16 protein-coding genes are annotated in these 15,609 nt (G+C 40.9%); 5 read left to right on the top strand and 11 right to left on the bottom strand.

Features of this window, described 5'->3' with window-relative positions; translation table 11 throughout:
- Positions 1–138: 138 nt before the first annotated feature.
- From VK159_RS16920 to VK159_RS16930, 3 genes are all read left to right on the top strand, one after another.
- Positions 139–1,098 (top strand): fasciclin domain-containing protein, encoded by a 960-nt coding sequence (locus VK159_RS16920; RefSeq protein ID WP_324231347.1) that lies wholly within the window; start codon positions 139–141, stop codon positions 1,096–1,098.
- A 68-nt stretch (positions 1,099–1,166) separates the two neighbouring features.
- Positions 1,167–2,195, top strand: coding sequence for a sensor histidine kinase (locus VK159_RS16925; RefSeq protein WP_324231348.1), 1,029 nt, complete (start codon positions 1,167–1,169; stop codon positions 2,193–2,195).
- A gap of 29 nt (positions 2,196–2,224) precedes the next feature.
- Complete coding sequence (locus VK159_RS16930) at positions 2,225–2,986, top strand: LytTR family DNA-binding domain-containing protein (RefSeq protein ID WP_324231349.1); 762 nt, start codon at positions 2,225–2,227, stop codon at positions 2,984–2,986.
- A gap of 18 nt (positions 2,987–3,004) precedes the next feature.
- Here the strand turns inward: VK159_RS16930 and VK159_RS16935 are convergent, their stop codons facing one another.
- Positions 3,005–4,171, bottom strand: coding sequence for a glycosyltransferase family protein (locus VK159_RS16935; protein WP_324231350.1), 1,167 nt, complete (start codon positions 4,169–4,171; stop codon positions 3,005–3,007).
- Entirely contained in the window at positions 4,168–4,992 is an 825-nt protein-coding gene (locus tag VK159_RS16940) for a UDP-2,3-diacylglucosamine diphosphatase (RefSeq protein ID WP_324231351.1), read from the bottom strand. The genes VK159_RS16935 and VK159_RS16940 overlap by 4 nt, the downstream gene beginning before the upstream one ends.
- Before the next feature lie 126 nt (positions 4,993–5,118).
- Here VK159_RS16940 and VK159_RS16945 point away from each other — a divergent pair, with 126 nt between their 5' ends.
- Positions 5,119–5,739: a DNA-3-methyladenine glycosylase 2 family protein gene (locus VK159_RS16945; RefSeq protein ID WP_324231352.1), complete on the top strand. Its 621-nt coding sequence runs from the start codon at positions 5,119–5,121 to the stop codon at positions 5,737–5,739.
- A gap of 24 nt (positions 5,740–5,763) precedes the next feature.
- Positions 5,764–6,261 (top strand): hypothetical protein, encoded by a 498-nt coding sequence (locus VK159_RS16950; protein ID WP_324231353.1) that lies wholly within the window; start codon positions 5,764–5,766, stop codon positions 6,259–6,261.
- A gap of 90 nt (positions 6,262–6,351) precedes the next feature.
- Here VK159_RS16950 and VK159_RS16955 read toward each other — a convergent pair whose 3' ends face one another.
- From VK159_RS16955 to VK159_RS16995, 9 genes are all read right to left on the bottom strand, one after another.
- A complete protein-coding gene (locus tag VK159_RS16955; RefSeq protein ID WP_324231354.1) occupies positions 6,352–7,461 on the bottom strand; it encodes a dipeptide epimerase in 1,110 nt (369 codons plus the stop codon).
- 69 nt (positions 7,462–7,530) lie between these two features.
- A complete protein-coding gene (locus VK159_RS16960; protein WP_324231355.1) occupies positions 7,531–9,693 on the bottom strand; it encodes a S46 family peptidase in 2,163 nt (720 codons plus the stop codon).
- 61 nt (positions 9,694–9,754) lie between these two features.
- Positions 9,755–9,955, bottom strand: coding sequence for a hypothetical protein (locus VK159_RS16965; RefSeq protein ID WP_324231356.1), 201 nt, complete (start codon positions 9,953–9,955; stop codon positions 9,755–9,757).
- Positions 9,956–9,999: 44 nt separating this feature from the next.
- Positions 10,000–10,827: a hypothetical protein gene (locus tag VK159_RS16970; RefSeq protein WP_324231357.1), complete on the bottom strand. Its 828-nt coding sequence runs from the start codon at positions 10,825–10,827 to the stop codon at positions 10,000–10,002.
- A 52-nt stretch (positions 10,828–10,879) separates the two neighbouring features.
- On the bottom strand, positions 10,880–11,773 hold the full coding sequence (locus VK159_RS16975) for a CPBP family intramembrane glutamic endopeptidase (protein ID WP_324231358.1): 894 nt from the start codon (positions 11,771–11,773) through the stop codon (positions 10,880–10,882).
- A 39-nt stretch (positions 11,774–11,812) separates the two neighbouring features.
- A complete protein-coding gene (obgE, locus tag VK159_RS16980; RefSeq protein WP_324231359.1) occupies positions 11,813–12,802 on the bottom strand; it encodes a GTPase ObgE in 990 nt (329 codons plus the stop codon).
- 136 nt (positions 12,803–12,938) lie between these two features.
- Positions 12,939–13,535, bottom strand: a complete 597-nt coding sequence (locus VK159_RS16985; protein WP_324231360.1) for a transferase hexapeptide repeat family protein — start codon at positions 13,533–13,535, stop codon at positions 12,939–12,941.
- Between the two features lie 16 nt (positions 13,536–13,551).
- Positions 13,552–13,971 carry a hydroxyphenylacetyl-CoA thioesterase PaaI gene (paaI, locus tag VK159_RS16990; protein WP_324231361.1) on the bottom strand — a complete coding sequence of 140 codons (420 nt, stop codon included), beginning with the start codon at positions 13,969–13,971 and terminating at the stop codon, positions 13,552–13,554.
- A gap of 10 nt (positions 13,972–13,981) precedes the next feature.
- Positions 13,982–15,148, bottom strand: a complete 1,167-nt coding sequence (locus tag VK159_RS16995) for an aminotransferase class V-fold PLP-dependent enzyme (RefSeq protein ID WP_324231362.1) — start codon at positions 15,146–15,148, stop codon at positions 13,982–13,984.
- Positions 15,149–15,609: the final 461 nt, after the last annotated feature.

A 15,609-nucleotide genomic window follows, 5' to 3' on the forward strand; every position in this document is an offset into this window, starting at 1 on the left:
ATTCAGCAAAAAATTTCAGAGGGGCACACGCCCCTCTTTTCATTACCCTTAACGGTAGATTCACTCCCTTCATTCAACAGTTCGTCGGTTTTGGTCGCTGCTTTTGCTTTTTCATTGTTCTATAACAAAATCAAAATTATGAAAAAGAACCAGGTACTACGTAATGGGGCAATGGCCCTCGCTGCTTTTACGCTTATTGGCAGTATCAGCAGTTGCAAAAAGAAAAATGATCCTGCTCCTAACACATTGGTAGAAGTTGCAAGCTCAGCCGGCCTTACTTCTTTAGTATCAACAGTAGAAGCTGCAGGTTTAACCAACACGTTGAAAGGCGCTGGTCCTTTCACTGTTTTTGCACCAACTAATGCAGCTTTTACAGCAGCGGCTTTCCCCGCCAATACACCGGTAGCAACTTTGCAAAGTGTATTGTTGTATCATGTGTTTGACGGCAAAGTATTGGCAGCATCGGTTCCAACAACTTTAACAGCAATCGCTTCAAAAAACGCAACTACAGATACATTGTATGTGAAGCGTGTTGGAAGCGATGTGTTTGTAAACGGACAGCGTGTAACAACTGCCAATGCAGAAGCCTCTAACGGCGTGGCACATGTGATTGGCCGTGTGTTGATCCCTGCAGGTGGACGAAACATTGTGCAAGTAGCAGTTGCCGCAGCGCCTGCCCTTGATTCATTGGTTCGTGCAGTAACACTGGCAAGTGCAGGTACTGCAGCCGGCAGTGCCGATAACATTGCTGAAATTTTATCAACAATTAATGGAGCTACTGTTTTTGCACCAACCAACCAGGCGTTTACAGATCTCCTGGCTCAATTGGGCGTTACCAGTTTGTCGCAGGTTCCGGTAGCAACACTCAGAATGGTATTGAAGCACCATGTTGTGGGAGGCGCCCGTGTATTCTCTAACGATGTTGCTGCGGGTAACGTGGGAATGGCAAATGGCACAAATGCTGTCATCGCTATTTCAGGTGGTAATGCTACCATTAAAGGAAGTGGCGCTACAAGTGCAACAGCCACTATTGTTGCCACAGATATTATGGCGAAAAACGGGGTGGTTCACCTCATCAACAAAGTAATTCTTCCTTAAGTTTAGTTTAATCATTTGAGACCGGTCCAAACCTTTGGGCCGGTTTTTTTGTTTTGTTTCCTGACTACATGTTTTTTCAGAATAAATACCGCTATTGGTTCGTCCTGGCGTTGGCTGTATATACCTATGTAAATACAGCTGTTTGCCGGGTGTACGATTATTTCGAGTTACCTATTAATTGGTACCAGGCTTTCCTGAGCATATTACTCATCACGCTTCTTAGCTGGGAATGGAGCCGGTTGATTCAGCCATTCTTCAGCAAATGGTTTCATGGTGACGAGCACATTAACAAACGGCTGCTTTCATTTTTTGGTTTGGGATTGGCCGGAAGCCTCATCTTAACGATAATGGTGGTGGTATCGTTTGAAGTAGTTGTGTTACACGTGCCTATGTCGTTGGATAATCCGTTGAAGTTAACACTCACCTATACATCACTCATTACTTTGTTGTTTCACTTGTTGAATGCGGTTGTTTTTTATATGCAGAAATATAAATCCAAACAACTGGAGGCAGAGGAGCTGTTACGAATGAATACGCAGGCACAGTTGCAAAGTATCAGGTCGCAGATCAATCCACATTTTTTATTCAACAATCTGAATGTATTGTCTTCATTGGTGATGAAAAGCAGTGAAGAAGCGAATGATTTTATTGAAGCATTTTCAAAAGTGTATCACTATATTTTACGTAACCAGGATAAAGAGTTGATTGAACTGCAGAAGGAACTGGATTTTCTGCAACCTTATATGTATCTGCTTCAGAAACGTTTCCCGGCAGGAATCGAGTTGAAAACAGAAATTGATGAGCGATGGAATCATGCATATGTTGTTCCTGTTGCGTTACAAATGCTGGTAGAGAATGCTATTAAACACAACGTTGTGTCTCATACAAGACCATTGGAAATAAAAATAAAAGCAAACGGATCGGCTGTACTGGAAGTAAGTAATAATCTTCAGCCGAAAATAAACCGTGAGCCTTCTTCAAATATCGGATTGAATAATATTAATCAACGTTACGAATTAATAACCGGCAGGAAGATTGAAGTAGAAAAAAACGAACACGAGTTTAAAGTAAGCCTGCCTTTAATTGACATAAACTGACATGAAAACAAGACTAAACTGCATAACCGATGAAAAGTAAAAGAATTGTGATTATTGAAGACGAACAACTGGCAGCAGAACGCCTGATGCTGCTGCTGAAACAATACGATCCTGCCATTGAAATAGTAAAACACCTGTACGGTGTGGAAGAAAGTATTCAATGGTTAAATTCAAATGCACATCCTGATCTGCTGTTCCTGGATATTCAACTGGCTGATGGTTTTTGTTTTGACATTTTTAAACAGGTTAATTATAGCAGGCCCATTGTTTTTATAACAGCCTATAATGAATATGCACTGGATGCGTTTCAGCTTTGCAGTATTGACTACCTCTTAAAACCGGTAACAGCAGAAGCATTAGCGAAAGCTCTGCAGAAGTTTATGCAGCTGCAATCAAATTTCGCAGAAGTTAATTATGATCAGTTGTCGAAGTTTTTTGATAATGCCTCTTTTAAAACGAGGTTTCTTGGAAGAGCAGGACAACGTATGTTTTTTGTTGAAACATCGGAAGTACAGTTTTTCCAGGCAGATGATAAGATTGTGTACCTCGTGGATAAAGAAGGAAATAAGCTGACGGTGGATTACACATTGGATCGTCTGGAAGGCTTGCTGAATCCAAAGGAATTTTTTCGTCTCAACCGGAAATATATTGCACGCTTCAGCAGTATTGCCCAGGTAAAGCCCTACGTTAACAGTCGTCTTAAATTATTGTTACGCAACGGTTCTAAAACAGAAGAAGTAGTACTTAGTCGAGAGAGGGTACATGAGTTTAAAACATGGGCCGAAGCTTAACTATGTCCCAACTGTTGATTAACCGAAAGCAAAGAATGGAACTGAAAAAAAGGGAGTTGATTTTTCTTCCGTTATTTCCTCTTCCATGGGTTGATGCAATACATCTGAAAAACATTGCAACATAATATGCTTTGTTTGTTTGCTCCATTGTTGAAAAGCTTCACCTGTATTTTTGTACTGAGGCACGTAATCAAGCAATACATCAAGATTAAACGAATCGGCATGAGTGCCGGCACCGGCTTTTGCACCATCTCTTGCATTGCACCATTGTTCAAAATGTCCTTTCACCGGAACCATTAACACAGGCTTACCAAAATACATTGCTTCGCACACACTTTCAAAACCGGCAGTTGTTACCAATGCTTTTGCGCTTGCCATGTATTGTAAAAACTTCTGATCATCCAGGGAATGAAAACAAAGAGTTTCATCAAAATGCCATTTACCTTTTACGGTAGCACTATCAGTAAAACAATGCAATTCAATCTCAGGATGAGCTTTGTGCCAGCTGATAATATCCTGCATGTAACCGGAGTTGAGCAGGTACACAAGAATATGATCGCCTTCAAATACTTCCTGCTGAAATACTTCTTTGCGAAGCAATGGCGGCGAAATCAATACGTTTTTATAGGATGACAGGTTTAATGGATAAAAGGAAAGTGCCAATAGTTTATCAGAACCTCTGGCGGTAAGTTTGGTGTATTGCTTTATTGCAAATGCATCGCTCTTATTTCCTTCGTTCGGAAATTGAAAAGAAGGATGCAGGTAAATGAACTGGTGAGCGATAGAAATAATTTTCGTGTCAAGCTTTTTAAATACCGATGAAAGACCAATTAACGGTTCATAAAAATTCAGCAACAGATCTGGTTTGTATTGTGCAATTACTTCACGGATCAGCCGAATACTTTTCCGGTAAGTTCTCCACTGCATTACATTTTTTACAATTGTTCTGCCAATACGGATCGATTTGTTTTCTTTATCCGTTACAAAATTCGGGCTACGGTAAGTAATGATGGGCACTTTAATACGTTCACGCACAAACGCAGGAATCTCCCTGCGGCTACTGCTGCCGATCAATACTGCACATACAGTATGACCACGTGCAATAAGCATTTCATAAGTGGCGATGGCTTGGGTTAAATGACCTCTTCCTTCGCCCTGTACAGCAAAAACAAAACGGTTGTTCATAGCAGTTCAGGTGTTAAGCTTGGAAAATAAGTAGCAGTGTTTTGTACGTTTGTATAAGTTGTTTCTGCAGGTGATTGTTGTTGCAGCCACTCGTTATAGTAAACAATATTCCATTCGCCGTTTTCTGTTTCAACCAATGCACTCATTGTCTCCACCCAATCGCCACTGTTGAGGTAATGGATATTGTTGATGGTCTTGTCAGCAGCCTGGTGAATATGGCCGCAGATAACACCATCGCAATGATTTGCCGCCGCCACTTCGCATAACTGTTCTTCGTAATCGGAAATAAAGGAGACAGCCGATTTCACTTTTGCTTTTACTACCTGTGATAATGAGTAATAAGGTAATCCTCTTTTGGTACGATAGTGATTGTAATGTCTGTTGAGCCAGAGTAAAAATGTATAACCAATATCACCCAGCTTGGCGAGCCATTTCAGTTTGGTTGTAACAGTATCAAAAATATCACCATGCACTACATAGTATTTCTTTTCTGCACTTTGCAGGATGTGATGGCGTTTAATAATGAATTGTCCGAATGAAAAAGGCAATATCTCATCAAGAAAATCATCATGATTACCCCGCAGGTAGATCACCTTTGTATTGTATTTGTGCATGTACTTCATAATGATGCGGAAAAAGGAAGTGTGTTTCTTTTTCCACTCACCTGATTTACGGAGTTGCCAGCCATCGATGATATCGCCATTCAGGATTAGCGTATCACACTTGTGATGCGTCAGGAAGTCCACTACTTCTTTTACCCGTGAATTACGGATACCAAGGTGGATGTCGGAGAGGATAATTGTTTTGTAATAGGTCTTCACAAAGAAGGGTTTTACAAAGGTTGAAACCCACTGTTATCAAACTATTGATGAATGATTAAAAGAGAATGAATAAATTGTAATGAAATTGTTAAGCCGAAATATTGTCAACCTTACATCCGAATTATCATGCATTACATTCCGCATCTCTCAAAAGATAAAAAGCTAAAAAAAGTACTTGATGCACAGGAGCCGCATACGTTAGTGAAGCGAAAGAAGATCTACCTGTATCTCTGCGCATCCATCATGAGCCAGCAACTGAGTACAAAAGTGGCTGAAGTTATCTATAACCGTTTTCTTGCATTGTATGGAAAGAAAGAACCAACTGCACAACAGATACTCGACACGCCGTTTGAAACACTAAGAGGAATAGGGTTAAGCAATGCAAAAACAAACTATGTACACAACGTTTGCCGCTTTTTTATTGATGAGAAGATCACCGATGCCCAGCTGTATAAAATGAGTGATGAAGCAGTGATTGAAAAGCTGACGAAGATAAAAGGTGTGGGACGATGGACCACAGAAATGATCCTGATGTTTGCTTTGCAGCATGAAGATGTATTGCCTGTTGACGACCTTGGTATACAGCAGGCTATGATCAAACTGTACAAGATCGGATACGAAAACAAAAAGGAACTCTACGAGAAAATGCAGAAGCATGCAACCAAATGGAGGCCTTACCGCACTTATGCTTGTGTACACCTGTGGAAATGGAAGGATAATAAGCCACCGGTTGATAAAACGAAGTAGCAGTTACCTGTTGAACTCAGTGTTATGAAAAAACTACTTGCCATAGTTCTGTTGTTGTGGGCCACACAACTCAGTGCCCAGGATGGACCCACTGCCGGCTCAGCATTGCGTTCGCTTTCCGGTGTGGATATGATCTCCGGCAAAATTATCAATGTAATATTCAGGGAATCGAAGGACTATACATTGTTTCATTTCTGGAAAAGTGAAAGCGATAGCTGCATTAAAGAGTTTCCGGCTCTTGTTGCACTCATTAAACAATACGAAGCAAAAATCACTGTGTATGGTTTTCCTTATGAATACAAACAACAGATAGCTGTTGCAAAAGCAATGACGGCGAAGTATAAACTCAACTGGGCGCATTTGCTGCAATACCGGCAAACAAACTCTGAAGGTGCCAATGTAATTGATGTATTACATATTAATGAATTTCCAACTTACATGTTACTCGATAAAGAAGGATTGATTTTAGTGAGATCAGGTTCGTTGGAAGATGTGCAGGTTGTGTTGAAGAGGTTAGATTAAAATCTTTTGGCGCAAAGAAAGAAGAAGCAGAGGTTACGCAGAGTAATCCCTCTGAGTAAAACTTCTTATCTCTTTTCGCTGCGCCAAAAATTAAATAATGACTTTTTCACACTTTTGTAAATACTCTTCATCAATCGTTGCTCCAATCCCAACTGCATCGTTAATTTCCACAATGCCATTGTCAAGAAACTTCATTCCGCCAACAACAGGATCTTCTTTCAGCATCAACGGTGTGTCAAGATCGTAGTGAACGATCAAGTCGCTGCTGTATGCAAAATGCACCAATGCAGTAATGGCTAAACGACTTTCCATAAAACAACCGACCTGAAGTTTTAAGTTATTTGCTTTTGCAACTTCCACGATTTTCAATGCATGCCAGATACCGCCACTCTTTCCCAGCTTTACATTAAAATAATCGCAGGCATTCAGTTTCGCTAGACGTTCAGCATCGTGTTCATCAAAGCAACTTTCATCACTCATAATTTTAATAGGACTGTTCTTCCTTACTTCAGGCAAGGCCATATAGTTCCAACGTGCAATCGGTTCTTCGCAATGTTCAATGCCGTAAGCAGCGAGTGCCTGTAAAGTACCAATGGCTGTTTCAACAGACCAGCCTTGATTGGCATCAATGCGCAATGGCAATTCGTTGCCGATAGCATCACATATTGCTTTTATGCGTGCAACATCATCTTCCGTTGTTGTGCCCAGCTTTACTTTGATGGAAGGGAAACCGGCTGCTTTGTACTCAACGGCTTCTTTCGCCATTTTTTCAGGAGATCCAAGTCCCACCGTCATATCGGTAGAGATCACTTTATTTTTCGTACCACCCAGTAGTTGATACAGCGGTTGATTCATGAATTGTGCAGCAATATCATACAGGGCCATATCAAATGCACTCTTAATGCTTTCGTTACGTGTAATAAGCCTGTCCATTGCCAACACACATTCTTCAATTCGTAACGGGTCTTTTCCTTTCAGTAATCCTGCAAGGTACTGTCCAACAATAAAGCAGGTGTCCATGCTTTCACCGTTAATACTCATGTAAGGGCTGCATTCGCCGTAACCGCTGATGCCTTTGTTGGTGCGAATGATCACCAATACATTATCCGCATCGTATTGTGCTCCCAGGGAAATCACAAAGGGTTGTTTTAGCGGAATACGCAGTTTGTATAACTCCACGGAAGTGATTTGTAATTGCATACAATGAAGGTAATAAAAGAGTCCCGCTGAAGGCGGGACTCTTATCAGGAAAATCATTTCATCAGCGGTTTATTTCACCAGCTTCAGTTCTTTTACGAGGTGCTCCGCACCCCCCAGTTTATCAATGCACCAAAGCACATAACGGATGTCAACACAAATGGTACGGTTGAGGTCTTTATCAAATGCCAGCTTATGACTTAGTGCTTCATAGTTGCCATCGAATGCAAGACCAATCAGCTCACCATTGCCATTAATAACAGGTGAGCCACTGTTGCCTCCGGTAATATCATTGGTGGTAATAAAACCGATCACAAGATCGTTACGGCTTTTATCAATGTACTGACCGAAATCTTTTTTCTTCAGCAGTTCAATTTGTTTTGAAGGAAGATCGAACTCATAATCACCTGCTTTATATTTTTCCAGCAAACCTTTTGAGGTAGTAACAAAATCGTATTTCACAGCATCTTTCGGCACATAACTTTTTACATTACCATAAGACACACGCATGGTGAACGTAGCATCAGGATACATCTTCTTTGCTTTAGCAGGATTCATTTCCATAATTCCTTTCAGGTACAAACGACCGAGGTCGTTGTTCTTATTATTAAACTCAGTAAAGCGAGGAAGGAATTTTGTATTATAATTTTTAGTGAAAGCACTTCCAATAGTAAAAGCAGGGTCCTGCTGTAATTTCAACGCATCGGGGTTGGCAGCAAATGCATTCCATTTTGCATCATTTAAAATGATGGTATTGGCAAAAACAGCTGCCGCATATTTTTTCCAAGTAGCTTCATCTTTCAGATCACCATAGCTTCCTTTTACATTTTCAAAGAAACTGATAGGGTGTTGTTCCTTTGGCACATCGTTGTAATACATCATTAATGCAGCTGCAACAATTTTCTCATCGCTGGCAGCATTATGCCCTTCAAGAAAATTTTTACGTGATTCAGTAACTGCATTCATTGCTTTGATGATATCATCCTTCGATGCATTTGGTTTTACCAGTGCTGCTTCCAATTGCAATAAAGTTGAAGCAAATGCAAGCAATGGTGAACCGTAAATACCTTCTGTCATATAAACACGGTGTTGTGCATATGGTCGCCATGCGCTGTATATTTTTTCCCACTCAGAAAACAGGTTTGCATATTCAGGTTTACCTGCTGCCCATTTAATAAATACGTCCTCTGCTTTTTGTTTTTGCCCGTATACATCGTATTTCAGCAACTGTTTTGTTTCACCATCATAAAACTTCCAGTAGTTGGCAATGCTTGCATAGCTGCTGGCGAGTTTTAATTTAATGCCCGGATCTTTCTGCATTTCAGCGAACATGTATTTCAAACGCATGTCACGCAACTTCACCAGTGTAGGGTTGTTGATGTCGGTTGATAGTTTTACACCCAACGATGTTTCGTAACGGTTAGTGCTGCCGGGATAACCCCAGGTCATAGCAAAATCGCCATCTTTCAATCCACGGATTGAAACAGGTAAAAAGTATTTTGGTCTCAATGGAATATTCTCAGCATTATAATCTGCCGGCTTTCCATCTTTTGACATATACACACGAAACACACTGAAATCGCCGGTATGACGTGGCCATTCCCAGTTATCCGTATCGCCACCAAATTTACCCACGCTTTCCTGCGGTGTACCAACAAGACGAATGTCTTTGTAACGCTGATAAATAAATGCGAGGAACTGGTTGCCTTTGAACAAAGGACTTACACGACATTCAATTGATTGATCAATGTTTGATAAACGCTGATTGATAGATGCAAGAACAGCGGCTTGTTTGTCGGCTCTTTCTTTTCCACTTAATGAACCAAGTGAATCGTTTACTTCTTTTGTAACATCAGTAATGCGTAAAAGAAACTGGACGGTTAATGCTGTACGGATTTCTTCAGCATGATTCTTTGCATAAAAGCCATCACGCAGGTAATTATGATCAACAGTTGATGCTGTAGCAATCGCACCATAACCGCAGTGGTGATTAGTAAAGATCAATCCTTTGCTGCTGACGATTTCGCCGGTGCAACCATTTCCAAAAATAATGATGGCATCTTTCAGCGATGCTTTGTTGATATCGTACAATTGCTGGCTGGTGAGTTTCAACCCTTTCTTTTGCATGTCGGCATAAACCTGTTCGCCCAGCAATAAAGGTAACCACATGCCTTCATCGGCATAGCTTCGTAACAAGGTACATGTTACGATGATCGTTAAAATAATCTTCTTCATACTTATTTAATTTACGGAGGACAAACCTACGGAAAAAACCACCCCAGGCGAACGATTGTTATCAGCTTTTAACGTCTTGTTTCTGCTGATTCGTAAGGGGAGTTTGTGCAGCTTCTGAAACAGACTCGTTGAAGTATTGATTAGTATGGCAATTATCGCCATCGCAGCAAGGCAATGCATTGGTAAAACAAACAGGACATTGGTAGTGGCCATGCACATGCACCAGCTCAACAGGATGACCGCAAAATAAACATTGCTGCATACCTGAAATTAAGCAGGGCTTATGAAAAAACAAAAAGAAGAAGCTTAACGATAACCAACCCAGGTCCTGTTTCTTGCATCGTACAGGAAATAAGTATTGTTGCTGAAACTGAAATTGAGTTTATCTTTTACAATAGCATCAGCAGGTAACTTTAATTTCTGGTACAGTAAACCATCGTTTTTGCTGTACAATTCAATCTCTTTTGTTTGCACATTCAGTAAACCAAATTCCGCATTGCTGATGCCGGTATAAACAACAGTGGTGGTATTATATTTTGTGAGCACTACATTTGAATCAATTACGAGATCAGCAGGTGCTGGTGTTTTTTTAGAATAACCGGTTTTCAGCAAAAACGTTTTCTCTTTTACTTCAGCACCTGTAGCAGCATTGTAAGAAACGACAGTTGATCCTTTCAGAAAATGCACCAGGTTTTCACGCAGGTTATATTGTGCAACTGAATTAGGATGCGGTTGTAACTGGCCGGGTAAAAACTGTTTCACATCATAAGGTACACCTGCATCATCCATTACATAAGTTACCCAGCCGCCGTTGCCAAATACATTTCCCTGGAAAGTTTTGAGTGCGTTGTTATACCACAAGCCACGAACATCGGCTAATATCGAAAGATCAGGTGGCGACATCATTTCGCCAACCTGGTTAAAGTAAGCTAAGCTGTATGTTTTATTACCGGCGATGGTTGCATAGAAGTAACGGTTCTTTCCGTTTTGCGCAACGGTTCCACCATTCTCTCCACCTCTCGGCATTTTCAGTTCAACAGTTTTGCGAAGTTGACGCACAGATTGTGCGTTGATGCTGTCAACAAAAAAGAAACTGCAAATAAAGAGGGATAAAATAACCTTCACCTGTTTCATGTAAAACGGATTGATGAAGAATAAAATTAATGAAAGCTGCAGACCTTACTTGTTAAAAAATGAAACCGAAGAGTTCCATGAACAATGCAATGCTGATGTGCACGAGTAAGCCGCCCCATATACTTTTGCTGTGGTAAGAAATGCTGCCGAGAATAAGCCCGCCAAAAAAACTGCTCACTGCTTCCATCATAGGCTTACCAAGGTGAATAGAAAAGTAGAATAGCGCCACGGGTAATAGACATTGCTTGCCGATGAGTTTTGAAAGGGCAAGTATGAGAAATCCACGAAAGAAAAATTCAATGGTAAAAAAATCGGCAGCATATGCCGTTTCGAATGCTAAATAGTGAAAAGGATTTGCTTCGCTACCCAACTGTCGACCAACAATTGCTGCCTTAGGATACACAAGGGAGAAGTCATGCTGTAACGATGCCCAGATAAGCAGCGGCAGCATAAAAGCAATCAACAGAACATAGGCCTTCAGCGATTGTTTTTGTTTGATACCGAACAACGTCCATTTTTTTTCTAAGAGCCAGTGCATGAGCATGAGCAGCGGTAACATAACCAGCAGTGCCCCAAACCAATTCATTGGCTGCTGAAATGCTTTCTGATAATTAGTGCCAATGCTATCCGGAAACAACTTATGAAATGGCATTGCCACCTTTAATGCAAAGAGAATTGACCCGGCAATGAGGATGAATTGCACTTGTTTCTTCTGAAAAAGCTCTTTTCCGTTTTGAATGAGAAACCCGGCTGTAAAAAAGAAGAAGAATAATAAACTGTACCAAACAAGCGCATGAGAAAAAGCTACATTACGCAGCCAAAAGGAAAAGGAAGTAGAATAATTTAAAAAGCATGTTGCTGCAATCAGCAGAAAGCTGACAGCATATTTTTTAAACATTGCTGGTTGCAACAGATCGGCAACTGTATTGGCGATGAGTTTTTTCAAAACAATAAGTTAGTCTTAGCGAAAGATCCTGTGCTGCTTTTACGCATTCAATTTCTGCCACAGCACATCTTTCAGCTCCGTAAGTCCTTTGCCTGTAACAGCAGAAATAAATACATGCGGAATATTTTTCGGCAACTCTTTTTCAATTGCTTCTTTCAGTTCATCATCGAGCATATCGCTTTTACTAACGGCGATGATGAATTCTTTCTGCAGCATTTCAGGGTTATATTCTTCCAGTTCTTTATGCAGAATTTCAAATTCTTTTTTGTGATCATTACAATCAGCAGGAATTAAAAACAGCAATACCGCATTACGTTCAATATGACGAAGGAAACGATGACCAAGACCTTTGCCTTCAGCAGCACCTTCAATAATTCCGGGAAGATCAGCAATGCAAAAACTTTTTCCATCACGATATTCCACCATGCCAAGCTGTGGCACCAATGTGGTAAATGCATAATCAGCAATCTTTGGTTTTGCAGCCGTGATTGTTGAAAGCAAAGTTGATTTTCCTGCATTCGGAAATCCAACCAACCCAACATCAGCCAACACTTTTAACTCCAACTGAATCCATCCTTCCACACCCGGCTCTCCGGGTTGTGCATGTTCAGGAGCCTGGTTAGTAGGTGTTGCAAAATTAGCATTACCCAAACCACCACGTCCGCCTTTCATTAAAATTACCTGTTGACCATGTTCCAGGATCTCAGCTTTTACTTCACCTGTTGCCTCGTCACGGGCAATTGTTCCAAGGGGCACTTCAATAATAATATCCTTGCCATCCTTACCGGTCATATTATTCTTGCCGCCAGGGTCGCCATCATCGGCCAATACATTTTTATAATAACGTAAATGGAGTAAGGTCCAGAGTTGCGAATTGCCTCTTAAAATAATATGTGCACCACGGCCACCATCACCACCATCGGGCCCGCCAAAAGCGGTGAGTTTGTTGCGCAAAAAATGCTTAATGCCCGCACCACCATGTCCGCTGCGGCAAAATACCCGTATGTAATCAATAAAGTTCTTTTCCATGCTGGCGGCAAAGATAGTTTTTATGGGCCGAGCAGCCGTATTTCTGTTCAACTGCATTGGCGTCGCATGCCGACGCTCTGGTCGGCATCAAGACCGGAAGCGTCTTTGACTCTTGTACAGCTGAAAATGAGGCAGCTTATTCGTTTTTCAGCTTTTTCCAGTTCTCATAGAGTTTTTCCTGCTCCGGTCTGTCGGCAGGAATTTCCCTTAGCGGTTCACACACTTCCCATTCCTTCATCATTTCCTTGGGTAACGATTGATAAAGTTGCGTTCCCTTCGTTTTCCAGCTGATCATTTCTTCACTCACTTCCTTTATCTTTTTAGCCGGGTTGCCCACGATTAAACTTCGTTGTTCAAACACTTCGCCTTCTTTTATAAAACTCAATGCACCCACAATACATTCATCACCCAGCACTACATTATCCATGATCACACTGTTCATTCCAACCAGGCAGTTGCTGCCAATGGTTGCGCCATGAATCACAGCACCATGACCGATATGTGCGCCTTCTTTCAAAACAACTGTAACACCCGGAAACATGTGAATGGTACAATTCTCCTGCACATTGCAGCCATCTTCTAAAATAATTCCACCCCAATCGCCACGCAAGGCGGCGCCTGGTCCAATGTAGCAATGCTTACCAATGATCACATTGCCGGTTATTGTTGCCTGCGGATGAACAAATGAAGATTCATGTACAACCGGGATGAAGCCTTTGAATTTGTAGATCATGATTTCTATCCATTGATTATTTAACAGCAACCAATTCTTTCCCAGTCCTGTAACAGGTTCCTTTAAACTGCGCCACCAAATGATCTTTCTGATTAAAGATCTGGATATGATACAACCCTGTTGACCGGCCATTGTGCAACTCTTTTGCTTCAGCCGTTAATACATCACCCACATGCACCGGCTTAATAAAATTGATGGATGTATCTAATGCAACTGATAAATTATTTCGGTTGTTACAGGCAAATGCAAACGCACTGTCGCCCAACGAAAAGGCAACACCACCATGCACAATCCCAAAACCATTGATCATTTCTGACCGCACGGTCATGCTGATCTTACTATATCCTTCTTTTATTTCGATTACCTGTATGCCCAGCCATTGACTGAACAGATCGTGTTGCATCATATGATCGACCACTTCTTTTGCTGATGGCATATCTGTTTATTTAAGATTCAATTAAATTGGTTGTTTTCTTAATAGCAGCAATGGCATTGAACAATTTATCCATATCCTGCTGCGAGTTGATGGCATGCAATGAATAACGAAGGTAAATATCCTCACCCTGCCGCATAACAGGTATCTCAATTTTGTATTCATTGAATAAATGCTTTTGCAATTTTTCGGGTTCTGCTGTTTTTATTTTAGCACTAAATAGCTGTGCAATAAAATCATCTGTAACCGGTGCTAATGGTTCGGTTTGCAGCAGCCTACAAAATTCTGCTGCGTGGTCCTGTGTTAATTTCCTGTAATGCGCCGCAACATTCACCCAATCGTGTTTCTCCATAAATGCTATTGCATCGGGTATGGTTAAAAAAGCAGAGAAGTCACGGGTGCCCTGCATCTGGTGATAGTCAAGAAACTGCGAATGGGAAGGATGAATTGCATCATATCCCCAACTCACCGTCAACGGATCGAGCCACGATTGAAATTCTTTCTTTACATATAAAAATGAACTTCCTTTTGGTGTCATCATCCATTTATGACAGGCACCTGTGTACATATCAGCCTGCATGGCCTGCACATCTACAGGAACATGACCCGGTCCATGTGCGCCATCAACAAATGTGATCAATCCTTTTTCTTTTGCAATGGCACAGATTTCTTCAACAGGAAATCGAAGACCTGTGGCACTTGTAATCTGACTGATAAAAACCATTCTTGTCTTTGTCGTCAGTCCTTGAAAAAACTGTTCAATAAAATCTTCTTTACTAATTAATGGCAGCCTGATGGGTTGACGTTTATAAACAGCACCAGCTTTTTTACAATAATAACTCCAGGTTCTGTCACAGGCACCATATTCAAGGTTGGTGCTGAGTATTTCATCACCAGGTTTCAGATCAAAACTTTTAGCAACAATATTTACCGCATACGAAGGGTTGGGCACAAACACCACATCATCCTGATGACAATTAATATAATTACCCAAAGCCGTTCTCGACTGCTCAAGATATTTTGGACCATTTACAGTAATAAACTGCACAGCTTCCTGTTCCAGTTCCAGTTGATATTGCTGGTAACGTTCAAATACCGGTTTGGCACACGCACCAAAAGATCCATAGTTTAAGTAAGTGATGTCTTTACGAACAAGGAATTGAGATGACAGATCTTGCATAGCCGATAATTATTCGATAAGTTGATAGTTTGACCAATGCCGTTTAGCAAGGCATGCAAACGAAATTCAGCAAATTCTATGGTTTAAGCAAAGTAGAGTTTTGAAGACAAAAAGCCGGTAGCAACAGACGATGCAGGTAATTGTCGGCTTTAGGTAAGCTCACAATTGTAAGACGCATGTTGAAACCAAATACAGAAAAGTACCTACAGTAGTCAAAATTTATTATCTCGATTAAGTATAAACTGTTACTGCAAATAAGTAGTTAGTCAGAACCTGTAGTAGACAAACTGATTATACAACGGGTGCTTGTTCTATAAGTGAAACCGATTAGTTCTTTTACTTTTACCTCTTAATTGAACTATTAGTTCGCTTTAGTCATCAACCCTTTTTACGTATCCAATGAAAAATCTTTTAGTCGTAATCCTTTGTATAATTGCTATACGTGGAACTGCCCAAATTGG

Origin of the sequence: Lacibacter sp. (assembly GCF_035299325.1) — a bacterium.
Classification (GTDB): Bacteria; Bacteroidota; Bacteroidia; order Chitinophagales; family Chitinophagaceae; genus Lacibacter.